The organism is Pedobacter sp. 10L46_2 (genome assembly GCF_056395165.1).
The window spans coordinates 6,228-17,899 of the sequence record NZ_JBFTIZ010000111.1; the positions used below are offsets into that span (position 1 = coordinate 6,228).

Consider the following 11,672-nt stretch of genomic DNA (forward strand, 5'->3'; position numbering starts at 1 on the left):
AGAAATCTCTGAAACCACCGCCACCACCGCTGCTGTTTCCGCCTTCACGTCTTCCACCACCGCCACCGCTGTAGCTTCTTCTCTCTCCTCCGCCTTCGCGTCTTCCACCGCCATAGCTTCCGCCTTCACGTCTGCCACCGCCTGAGCCACCACGACTACGACCGCCACCATCACTATCTGCAGTTTTTTCAATCCTTACACCACGGTTATTAAATTCAACTCCTTTAAAGTTGTTGAATAAAGACTCAACAGTTGCATTTTCAACTTCAAAGAATGAATAAACACCTTTTAGGTCAATTTTACCAATGCTTTTTCCGCTGATTTTACCATTGTTACATACAAAAGATAATAGATCACCTCTTGTAAAATCATCAACAGAACCCAGGTTTATAAATAAACGAGTGTAACCTTCGCTACCTCTGTGACTTCTTTCTCCACGTTCACCACGTTCGCCGCGCTCACCTCTGTCATCAGCAGATGAATTAAGATCAGGTGCATTTTTGTAATACTCTAAAAAGCGGTTAAACTCTAAAGATGCAAAACGTTTAATTACCTCATCTTTGCTTAGTTCAGCAAACTCATCCATAATACGAGGCATGTACTGCTCGATTTGGTTTTCGTTAACTTCAACATTGTGAACTTTGTGTACTAAAGCAAATAATTGTTTTTCGCAAACATCAAAACCTGTAGGTAGTTCAGCTTTAGTAAACTGTTTACCGATGATCCTTTCAATTTGACGGATTTTACCAATCTCTTTAGAGTTAACGATACAGATTGAAATACCTGTTTTACCTGCACGACCGGTACGGCCACTACGGTGAGTATAACTTTCAATTTCGTCAGGTAAAGAGTAATTGATTACGTGAGTAACGTTATTTACATCAATACCACGTGCAGCAACGTCAGTAGCAATAAGCAACTGCATGTTACGATCGCGGAAACGTTGCATAACTTTATCACGTTGTTGCTGAGAAAGATCTCCATGCAATGCATCAGCATTGTAGCCATCTTTAATTAAGTGTTCAGCAACGTCTTGAGTATCCAATTTGGTTTTGCAGAATACTACTGCAAAAATTTCAGGATTAAAATCTACAATACGTTTTAAGGCAGCGTATTTATCTCTTGCACGAACGATATAGTATTCGTGTTCAATGTTTACATTACCTGTGTTTTTTGTTCCCATGGTTAGCTCAACCGGCTGATCCATGTAATTTTTAGCTATTCTTCTAACCTCTGGRGGCATAGTTGCAGAGAATAACCATGTTTTTTTGTCGTCAGGAGTTGTTGACAAGATGTCGTTGATGTCTTCCTGGAAGCCCATGTTTAACATTTCATCAGCCTCATCTAAAACTACAAATTTCACATTACTGAAATCTATAGCCTTACGGCCAATAATGTCCAACATACGGCCGGGTGTAGCCACTACAATTTGTACACCGTTTCTAATTTCACGCAACTGTTGCATAATGTTTGCGCCACCGTAAACGGCAACTACATTAGCACCAGAGATGTTTTTTGAGAAATTCTTGATGTCGCTGGTAATCTGCAAGCAAAGCTCTCTTGTAGGGCATAAAATCAATGCCTGAGGCTTATTGCTTTTAAAGTCTATCAATTCTAACAGCGGCAAACCAAATGCGGCTGTTTTTCCTGTTCCTGTTTGGGCCAAACCAACAAAATCGTTATTGCCCTCTAACAGTACAGGAATACTTTGTTCCTGAATAGGTGTTGGATTTTCGAAACCTAAATCCTTTACAGCATTAACAACGTCATCACTTATCCCCAATTTACTAAATGGGTTTATCATGTATAATAATTTATTAAGCCGCAAAGGTAAGCTTAATATTTGGTATTTTACAGATACGTAACTAAATAAAAATGAGCTAATTAATTATCTTAGTCTGTCGGCCGACCTTAATAATTGCTCGTCTTTACGGATTCCACGTATTGAAAGTAGACAAAATATTATAGCCAGAACGAATAGCGAAGAGCCGAAATGGATAGACGAACCGTTTATTCCCCCCGGTAAAAGTGAAGCGTTTAAAGCTGATAAAATGGCTGTAACAACGATCAGCACAATATTGATCATGATCAGTCGCTTTTGCATAGCGCGATTTTTAAACTGAAATATACAAATAAGGCATACTAATACTGCAACTCCATTTATGATCATTGCTCCCAAAGGGGTGACAGCGGTACTAGCGTCATTTACCCCCTTAATTGATTGCTGATGGCCATCAAGATATAAAAGATACTCTGTGTTATTCACACTTTTAGTTATTAAAGGAATGAAAAACAGACAGATTAGGGTGAGTGCAGCCAAAAGCAGCCATATAGATTGTACGCGTTGTATCATATCAGTTCAATAATTTCAACAAATATATTAAAAGGCAAATAGTAACCAATCCGATATCCGATTAAAAAGATAATTTTGTACAATTGAATATGCAACGGTATTTTATTGAATTGTCGTACAACGGAACAAGTTATCATGGCTGGCAAGTACAGCCTAATGCCGTTACTGTACAGGAATGCCTGGACAAGGCGCTGTCTACGTATTTTAGGCAACCTATAGTTACACTTGGCTGCGGACGGACAGATGCTGGTGTACATGCTACCCAATTTTATGCGCACTTTGATATTGTACAAGATAACGAAACGAATGAAGTTAAACCATTGAATTTTGAACGTTCTGTTACAGGTATAAATTCTCTATTGCCATACCAAATATCAGTGAAACGTATTTTTGAGGTTGAAAATACGGCCCATGCACGTTTTGGTGCAACAGAAAGAGCTTATCATTATCATATACATTTTCATAAAGATCCATTTAAGCTAGATAGATCGTGGCTATATAAAGGAGATCTTGATGTTGCAGCAATGAATGAGGCTGCAGGGATTTTGTTGAAACATACAGATTTCTCTTGTTTCAGTAAATCTAATACGCAAACATTTACTAATAATTGTAAAATTACCGAAGCGCATTTTCAGGTAAAGGATGAATCTTTATTGTTTACCATCAGAGCAGATCGCTTTTTAAGAAATATGGTTCGCGCAATTGTTGGTACCTTGGTACGGATTGGTAAAAATGAAATTAACCTGGAACAATTTAAAGAAATAATAGAAAGTAAGAACAGAAGTAATGCCGGACAATCAGTACCTGCATGTGGTTTGTATCTTGTAAGCGTAATCTACCCTTTTGTAAAATAAAATATGTCTAAAATAACCGGTGATGTAATTAATGTAGGGTTGTTGAAAAGGGTTTTTCAATATGTAAAACCGTATCAGCGCATCTTTATAATTTCGGTAATCCTTACTATACTCCTAGCTGTTCTTGCTCCATTAAGACCTATTCTTATCGGGTATACGCTGGACCATCACATTGTTACCGGAGATTACAGCGGGTTACTAAATATGACCATACTAATGCTTGTATTGCTTGTTGTTCAAACCGGGGTACAGTATAGCCACACCTTACTTACAAATACGCTGGGGCAGTCGGCAATTCGTGATTTAAGAATAAATGTGTTTAATCATATTACTAAGTTGCGATTGAAGTACTTTGATAATACACCTATTGGTCAGTTAATTACCCGGACAGTTTCGGATCTCGAAACCATTGCTGAGATTTTCTCGGAAGGTTTAATTGTAATTATAGGCGATATTTTAATGGTGATTGTGATCATAGGCGTGATGGTATATGAAGATTGGGCCTTAACACTTGTGGTTTTATTGCCAATGCCTTTACTTATTATTGCTACTTCAATTTTTCAGAAAGCAATTAAATCTGCCTTTCAGGAAATCAGAACGGAAGTATCTAACTTGAATACCTATCTGCAAGAACATATTACCGGGGTTTCAATTATTCAATATTTTGCCAGAGAGAAACAAGAGTATAATAAGTTTTTGAAAATTAATGGACGCTATCGCGATGCGAACATCCGCTCTAACTGGTATTACTCTATATTTTTTCCTGTAGTGGAAATTATTTCTGCTATGTCACTTGGTTTGTTAGTATGGTATGGAGCCAGAACGATCCTTAGCAATCCAACAATTAAACCTGGTATTATTACCGAGTTCATTATGTACATCGGTATGCTTTTCAGACCAATCCGTGAGCTCGCGGATAAGTTCAATACCCTGCAAATGGGTATGGTTGGTGCCGAACGTGTATTTAAGGTTTTGGACACGAATGAGGTTACAGAGGATAGAGGTACTTATGCTCCTGAAATCATGAAAGGCAATATTTCCTTTGAAAAGGTTTGGTTTGCATATAATGATGAGAATTATGTATTGAAAGATATATCTTTTGAAGTTGAAGCAGGTAAAACAGTTGCCCTTGTTGGAGCAACCGGTGCCGGGAAATCCTCGACAATAAATATCTTGAACCGTTTTTACGAAATTCAAAAAGGAGAGATTAAAGTTGATGGAACAAGAATACAGGATTATGAATTAAGTTATTTAAGGAATAAAATTGCGACTGTGTTGCAGGACGTTTTCCTTTTTTCGGATACCATTTTTAATAATATAACGCTCAATAATGATGCGATTACGATGGAAGAGGTTGTTGATGCCGCAAAAAAAGTAGGGGCTCATGATTTTATTGAGCGATTACCAGGAGGTTATCAGTACAATGTGATGGAGCGCGGTGCAACATTATCTGCAGGGCAGGCACAATTGATTTCTTTTATCAGAGCGCTGGTTTACGATCCAGCTATTCTTGTGCTTGATGAGGCTACATCTTCTGTAGATACGGAAACGGAAATGCTTATTCAACGAGCTATAGAGAACTTAATGAAGGGACGTACTTCTATTGTGATTGCACACCGCCTGTCAACTATACAGAAAGCAGATAAAATTCTTGTATTGGAGAAGGGCGAGATCAAGGAAATGGGAACACACCAGCAATTACTTAAACTTGATGGGTATTACAAGAGATTGTACGATTTGCAATTTAACTCTACCGGTATTTCTACATCAGTTTAAAACAAGAGGAAAAAATTCTTGATTCTTCTCATCCTCAGATTTTTGAAGGGAAAAATCTGCATGTCTTCGAAGAACAAGGATTTTTTCTGGAAAATAAGTTATGCAAGATGCACTAGCTATGCGATATGGATATATGTGAGTAGATTTAAAAAAATAGACGGTGGGTTTTCCTGAAAAATCAGTTTCTCAGAAAAGGCCTAGGAAATTTTGTCCCTTTTTCAGGGGCAAAAGATTCCAGACTTTGAAAGAGAATGCTTATTTTTCGATGTTATTTTGAAATGCCTGATTCAACGCACCTAAAAACGTTTCCGGTGATTGTGCTCCTGATACAGCAAGTTTCTGATTAAATATAAAAAAAGGAACCCCTTTAATCCCGATGGTTTGGGCGGCGTTTTCATCATATCTTACTTCGTCTGTAAAATCGGTGCCGTTCAGCATAGTTTGTACAGATAATTTGTCGAGACCGATCTTTGTGCCTATTTCAATTAGTGATTGATGATCGCTGATATTAATGCCATCTGTAAAATGTGCTTTAAATAATTGTTCTTCGGCTTCATCACCCAGTCCCATTGACTTTGCCAGTTGAATTAATCTGTGGGCATCAAAAGAATTTGCTACAACCGAGATGTCAAAATTGAAATCTAAACCTACTGCTGCAGCAGTTTCTGTTACATGCTCATGAGTTTCTATAGCCCATTCTCTTGATCTGCCATATCTGTTGGCAAGATGATCATAAGAGCTAATTTCCGGAGCAGTTTCAGCATGTGGATCAAGCTCGTAACTATGCCATTCAACTTCAACTTTATCCTTATGCTCAAATTGTTCCAGAGCGGCCTCAAATTTTCTTTTTCCTATATAACAGAACGGGCAACGCACGTCCGACCAAATATCTACCTTCATTGAAGCAAATTTAGACATATGGATTTATTTATATAGTTATGTTGTTAATTATGAGTTTTGTATGATTAATGTTAGCTCGATGGACTATAATGGACTTTAATTAGAGTGGTTATAAATAAGTTCTAATTTTTCTGTGGATTGTTAAAATTTGTATATTACTTATTATTAAGTGCTTATTTTAGCCTAAGCCATTATTGTTGTTACAGACAATGGTTTTAGGAATAAAATGCTCCGTAAATCGTTATTTTAAAAAAAAATCAGATTATAAATGAGCGAATTTGAAATCAAGAAATCGGGCGTCGAATATGATGCTGTCATTGTAGGATCAGGTGCCGGAGGAGGTATGACCGGATATGTACTTGCCAATGCAGGTTTGAAAGTTTTAATGCTGGAAGCTGGTGCTTATTTTGATCCGAGAATAGACTCTCAACAACTGAAGTGGCCATGGGAGTCGCCAAGAAGAGGAGCGGGTACTACCCGACACTTTGGTGATTTTGATGCTGCTTATGGCGGATGGGAGCTAGAAGGAGAACCATATACTCAGAAAAATAATTCGGAGTTTGCCTGGTTTCGTTCCAGAATGCTTGGTGGAAGAACAAATCACTGGGGTCGTATCTCTTTGAGAATGGGTCCAGATGATTTTAAACCTAAGGATGGACTAACTGATCCCTGGCCTATTACTTACCAGGAGCTAAAACCTTTTTATGATAGGGTAGATAGGATGATTGGTCTTTATGGTACAGTAGAGGGCATAGAAAGTGAGCCTGATGGGATATTTATGACACCTCCGAAACCAAGACTTAATGAACTATTTATAAAAAAAGCAGCTCAAAAAGTTGGGGTAACTGTAATTCCTGGCAGAGGTTCTGTACTTACCGAAGCATTAAAAGACAATAAAGATCGGGGGCAATGCTTTTATTGCGGTCAGTGCGGAAGATCATGTAAAGTTTATGCCGACTTTTCATCATCGTCTTGCCTGGTGATTCCGGCAGTAAAAACAGGAAACCTAACTGTTATTACCAATGCGATGGTAAGAGAGGTGTTAACTGATAAAAGCGGAAAAGCAACGGGAGTATCTTATGTAAATACAAAGGATATGCAAGAATACCAGGTAAAAGGTAAGACCATTATTCTGGGTGCCAGTGCATGTGAATCTGCAAGGTTATTACTTAATTCTAAATCTGCTGCCCATCCTGACGGATTGGCGAATAGTAGTGGAATAGTTGGTAAATACCTGCATGATTCTACTGGAGCCAGTATGAGTGGATACCTGCCTCAGTTGGTAGATCGCAAAAGATATAACGAAGATGGTGCCGGAAGTATACATATATATTCCCCATGGTGGCTTGATAATAAAAAACTTGATTTCCCAAGAGGTTATCACATAGAATATGGTGGCGGACTTAGTATGCCTGGTTATGGATTTGGCTGGGGCATAGAGGGTATGAACGGTTCTATACCTGGTAGGGACGGTAAAATGAAAGAAGCCGGCGGATATGGTGCTGGGTTAAAGGATGATTACAGGCGCTTTTATGGAACCGAAGTTGGGATGGCGGGTAGAGGAACCGCTATAGCCAGGGAAAGTAACTATTGCGAAATAGATCCAAACGTAGTAGATAAATACGGAATACCGGTACTTAGATTTAACTATAAATGGGCCCCGGAAGAAGTAAAGCAAGCAAAACACATGCAGGAAACCTTTAAGGAAATTATGCATGCAATGGGGGCAATTGCCTCTGAGCCTCCTGGTGCGGAAACAAGCTACGGATTAGAAGCGCCCGGAAAGATTATACACGAAGTTGGCACGGTAAGAATGGGTGATGATCCTAAAAAATCTGCATTAAACAGATGGTGCCAGGCTCATGATTGTAAAAATCTTTTTGTAGTAGATGCTGCTCCTTTTGTACAACAAGGTGATAAAAATGCTACCTGGACAATTCTTGCGCTTTCTATGCGTACTGCAGAGTACATTTTAGCACAAAAGAAAACCTTAAACATTAGCTGATCTCAAATCGATATATATGAACAGACGTGATTCATTAAAAGCTTTGGGCCTTACTGCAATTAGCGCAGGTGTGGTGCTTGAAGCCTGTAAACCGGGAAAAGAACCGGAAGTTGTTGCCAAAGGTGCTGATGGCGAAGCCCAACCTGGAAGACAGGAGTTTGAAGTAGAACGTGATAAGAAATTAAATTCATGGAAGTTCTTTACCGAACATGAAATGGCAACAATAACGCTTTTAGCGGATATTATTATTCCTAAGGATGACAAATCAGGAAGCGCTTCGGATGCCAAAGTGCCTGATTTTATTGAGTTCATTGTTAAGGATATGCCAGGACATCAAACTCCGATGCGCGGTGGACTAAAGTGGCTTGATCTGCAATGTTTAAACCGCTATCAGAAAACTTTTAAAGATGCATCATCAACTCAGCAAATTGAGATGGTTGATGACATTGCATATCCAAAGAAAGTAAAACCAGGAATGCAACAAGGTGTGGCTTTCTTTAGTTTGATGCGAGACCTCACTGCTTCAGGATTCTTTACAACCGAGATCGGTATTAAGGACCTCGGTTATGTTGGCAATGTACCTAACCGTTGGGAAGGTGTACCGGCAGATGTGCTAAAGCAATACGGTATGGAAGGGGTGTAGTTATTTCGGCTCCATTCCGGTGCTTATCCCAATTCTATTCCACGCATTGATACTAATTATGGCCATGATTATCTGAGCAAGGTAAACATGGTCAAAAAGTGCAGCAGCATTATTGTAACTTTCATTAGATACTTTGTTGTTAATAAAAGTTACTTCTTCTGTAAGTGCTAACAAGGCACGTTCCTGCTCATCAAAAAATGGAGTTTCTCTCCATGCATTAAGGGCATAAATTCTTTGTTCTGTTTCACCCGCTTTGCGTGCATCGCGGGTGTGCAGATCGATACAGTAAGCACATCCATTAATTTGAGAGGCCCTTATTTTGATGAGGTCCTTATGTTTAGTGGTAAGATTGCTTTGTTCCACATAACTATCAAACGCCAACATTGCTTTGTAAGCTGCTGGCTCTACCTGGTTAATTCTAATTCTATTACTCATAACTATTTGTTTTTGTTGTACCAAAGTTGAGCAATAAAGTACCTTAGAAAAATGAACTGTGGTTAAGAAAGTTTATTGCTTTTTAGCTCTTAAGCGACTAAGAAATTGTGGAGTAAAACCTAGATAAGAAGCTAACATGTATTGTGGTACACGTTGCATGAAATCAGGGAATAAACTTGAGAAATGCCTGTAACGTTCTTCTTCAGTTTGGTTAAAAATATAGCCTATCCGGCGTTGTGAGGCAACAAACGCTTTTTGCATCATTATGCGGAAGTAACTTTCCAATCGAGGTACTTTTTCGAACAAGACTGTTTTATTCTTTTCACTCAGAAACAAAAGTTCTGAGGGTTCTATAGCCTGGATATTGGTTGTAGATGGTTGTTTGTTCAGTAGGCTGTCCTGATCTGCTATCCACCAGTTTTCCAGACCGAAGTTTATAATCTGCTCGTTCAGTTTTTTATTAATGTAAAATTGCCTTAAACAGCCCTTGACAATAAAATAATCTCCCTTGCATAATTTACCTGCTTCCAGAAGATACTCTTTCTTTTTAAGTATTTTAAGCTCGATGCTATCGCATAACAATTGCTCTTCATACGACTCAAGTTGTACATATCTTTTAATGTGGGCTAAAAGTTCAGGATACATTTACTCCTCCTCTTCAAGATAGATTTCGTGTACCAGAAATTTCACTTTAGCTACCGGCTCTAAAAGCTCGGTAATATCATCTGATTCTATATGATATATTGTTTCGCCGGAATCAGGAATCTCAGAATCCGGAATAAGCTCGAAAAACTTAACAGTAAGGTCGGTTTCCAACTCTACAAGCTTGATGTATTTTACTCCATTGTCTTTCCAATCCTTTAGGATTTTACCGTTGAACTGTACGTAAGGATTTTTGTTTTCGCTTTCCATGCCATAAAGCTAATACATTAAACAAAATTTCACTATTATAGTATAATGAAATCTATCCTTTCGAATCTTACTTTTCAGGTTTTAGTGGCTATTGCTTTAGGGATTATTGTCGGTACTTTTTTCCCGGGTTTCGCCCCACATGCCGAACTTATAAGCCAGAGTTTTATTAAAATGATCAGTATGCTCATTGCTCCCATCATATTTTTAACAATAGTTCTGGGAATAGCCCATATGGGCGATATGAAGAAAGTTGGGCGTGTTGGAGGGAAAGCTCTTTTATATTTTGAGGTGGTTACTACTGTAGCCATTTTAATTGGAATGGTGGTTGCCAATTTATTAAAGCCTGGGATTGGTGTTCACCCTACAACGGGTGATGTGAGTAAAATAAAAGCATATACTGAACAAGCAGGCAAAATTAATTGGTTAGAGTTTTTTGCGAACATAATACCTCATAATGTTTTTGAGGCCTTTAGCAAAGGAGATATTTTACAGATATTATTCTTTGCCATTTTATTTGGCTATGGTTTAAATAAGCTTGGCGATAGTGGGCAGCCATTGCTTAGTTTTTTTGATAAAATGGCAAAGGTATTTTTTAATATCATGAAGATAGTGATGCGACTTGCTCCGTTGGGTGCCTTTGGGGGGATGGCATTTAGCATTGGTACTTATGGATTAAAAACGTTGTTGCCTATGGCGAAGCTAATGGRTTCAGTTTATCTAACCTGTTTCTTATTTATTTTTGTAGTGCTAAACGCCATCTGCAGGTTTTATAAATTTAGCTTATTAGAGTATTTGAAATATATTCGACAGGAGATCCTGATTGTTTTGGGTACTTCCTCTTCTGAGTCTGTTTTACCTAGTATGATGAAGAAAATGGAAGCCATTGGTTGTGATAAATCTGTTGTTGGTTTGGTTATACCTACCGGTTATTCTTTTAATCTGGATGGAACGGCAATTTATCTTTCTATGGCAGTTATATTTTTGTGTCAGGTCTTTAATGTAGATCTTTCAATAGGAGAACAGCTAGGTGTGCTTGCTGTTTTGATGGTCACATCAAAAGGAGCTGCCGGGGTTACTGGCAGTGGGTTTATTGTATTAGTGTCTACCTTAACCGCTTTGAAACTAATGCCGGTTGAACATATAGGGATTTTAATAGGAGTAGATAGGTTTATGTCTGAAGCCAGGGCTATAACAAATATGATTGGAAATGGAATTGCAACGATTGTAATTGCCAAAAGCGAAAACGAATTTGATGAAGAGAAATATAAGCTTGCGATTCAACCTGCTTCCATTGAAAGCATGGAGGAATCGGATATTTAATTTTTTATTGTATTTTGCCTCCAACTAAATAAACCACACATAACATGAAAAAATATACATTTATAGCCTTGATTTCTTGTCTTCTTTTTGCAGGCTGCGGAGGAATTAAGCAAAGCTCAAACCAATCTGATGACAAAAAAGGTTGGGTCCCTTTGTTTAATGGTAAAGACATTAAGGATTGGTTTGTAAAGGTACATCATCATGAATTTGGTGTGAATTTTGGAAATACTTTTAGGGTTGAAGATGGTATCATTAAAGTGCGGTATGATCAATATGGAGATTTTAATGATCAGTTTGCGCACCTGTATTATAAAACGCCATTCTCTTATTATCATTTGAAATTTGAATATCGTTTTGTAGGAAAACTGCAAAAAGGAGCCCCTGATTATACTTTGTTAAATAGCGGTGTAATGTTTCATTCGCAGGATCCGAGAACAATGTTAAAAGAGCAGGATTGGCCAATCTCTATTGAGA

At 38.1% G+C, this 11,672-nt stretch carries 12 protein-coding genes; 6 read left to right on the top strand and 6 right to left on the bottom strand.

Going from position 1 to position 11,672, the window contains the following annotated elements; genetic code table 11:
• The coding region (locus tag AC1DDX_RS13705) for a DEAD/DEAH box helicase (RefSeq protein ID WP_477622159.1) at positions 1 to 1,804 on the bottom strand (1,804 nt) is incomplete at its 3' end.
• Between the two features lie 84 nt (positions 1,805 to 1,888).
• Positions 1,889 to 2,353, bottom strand: coding sequence for a DUF4293 domain-containing protein (locus tag AC1DDX_RS13710; protein ID WP_172661486.1), 465 nt, complete (start codon positions 2,351 to 2,353; stop codon positions 1,889 to 1,891).
• A gap of 89 nt (positions 2,354 to 2,442) precedes the next feature.
• Here AC1DDX_RS13710 and truA point away from each other — a divergent pair, with 89 nt between their 5' ends.
• The gene (gene truA, locus AC1DDX_RS13715) at positions 2,443 to 3,207 is read left to right on the top strand and encodes a tRNA pseudouridine(38-40) synthase TruA (RefSeq protein ID WP_288882938.1); all 765 of its coding nucleotides are present in this window, start codon (positions 2,443 to 2,445) and stop codon (positions 3,205 to 3,207) included.
• A gap of 3 nt (positions 3,208 to 3,210) precedes the next feature.
• Positions 3,211 to 4,983 carry an ABC transporter ATP-binding protein gene (locus AC1DDX_RS13720; protein WP_288882940.1) on the top strand — a complete coding sequence of 591 codons (1,773 nt, stop codon included), beginning with the start codon at positions 3,211 to 3,213 and terminating at the stop codon, positions 4,981 to 4,983.
• Positions 4,984 to 5,238: 255 nt separating this feature from the next.
• Here AC1DDX_RS13720 and AC1DDX_RS13725 read toward each other — a convergent pair whose 3' ends face one another.
• Positions 5,239 to 5,883 (bottom strand): DsbA family oxidoreductase, encoded by a 645-nt coding sequence (locus AC1DDX_RS13725; RefSeq protein WP_172661483.1) that lies wholly within the window; start codon positions 5,881 to 5,883, stop codon positions 5,239 to 5,241.
• A gap of 268 nt (positions 5,884 to 6,151) precedes the next feature.
• Here AC1DDX_RS13725 and AC1DDX_RS13730 point away from each other — a divergent pair, with 268 nt between their 5' ends.
• Both AC1DDX_RS13730 and AC1DDX_RS13735 read left to right on the top strand, forming a co-directional pair.
• Complete coding sequence (locus tag AC1DDX_RS13730; protein WP_337717204.1) at positions 6,152 to 7,888, top strand: GMC family oxidoreductase; 1,737 nt, start codon at positions 6,152 to 6,154, stop codon at positions 7,886 to 7,888.
• A gap of 16 nt (positions 7,889 to 7,904) precedes the next feature.
• Entirely contained in the window at positions 7,905 to 8,531 is a 627-nt protein-coding gene (locus AC1DDX_RS13735; RefSeq protein WP_172661481.1) for a gluconate 2-dehydrogenase subunit 3 family protein, read from the top strand.
• Here AC1DDX_RS13735 and AC1DDX_RS13740 read toward each other — a convergent pair whose 3' ends face one another.
• The 3 genes from AC1DDX_RS13740 to AC1DDX_RS13750 all read right to left on the bottom strand — a co-directional run bounded on the left by AC1DDX_RS13740 (position 8,532) and on the right by AC1DDX_RS13750 (position 9,878).
• The gene (locus AC1DDX_RS13740) at positions 8,532 to 8,966 is read right to left on the bottom strand and encodes a carboxymuconolactone decarboxylase family protein (protein WP_288882942.1); all 435 of its coding nucleotides are present in this window, start codon (positions 8,964 to 8,966) and stop codon (positions 8,532 to 8,534) included. It abuts the gene before it with no gap.
• A gap of 72 nt (positions 8,967 to 9,038) precedes the next feature.
• Positions 9,039 to 9,611, bottom strand: coding sequence for a Crp/Fnr family transcriptional regulator (locus AC1DDX_RS13745; RefSeq protein WP_172661479.1), 573 nt, complete (start codon positions 9,609 to 9,611; stop codon positions 9,039 to 9,041).
• Entirely contained in the window at positions 9,612 to 9,878 is a 267-nt protein-coding gene (locus AC1DDX_RS13750; RefSeq protein WP_172661478.1) for a hypothetical protein, read from the bottom strand.
• Between the two features lie 45 nt (positions 9,879 to 9,923).
• Between AC1DDX_RS13750 and dctA the strand changes: the two genes are divergently transcribed.
• Together dctA and AC1DDX_RS13760 are read left to right on the top strand one after the other, a co-directional pair.
• Complete coding sequence (dctA, locus tag AC1DDX_RS13755; RefSeq protein ID WP_477622160.1) at positions 9,924 to 11,198, top strand: C4-dicarboxylate transporter DctA; 1,275 nt, start codon at positions 9,924 to 9,926, stop codon at positions 11,196 to 11,198.
• Positions 11,199 to 11,242: 44 nt separating this feature from the next.
• Positions 11,243 to 11,672, top strand: a 430-nt coding sequence (locus AC1DDX_RS13760) for a 3-keto-disaccharide hydrolase (RefSeq protein WP_477622161.1), incomplete at its 3' end; no start/stop codon positions are given.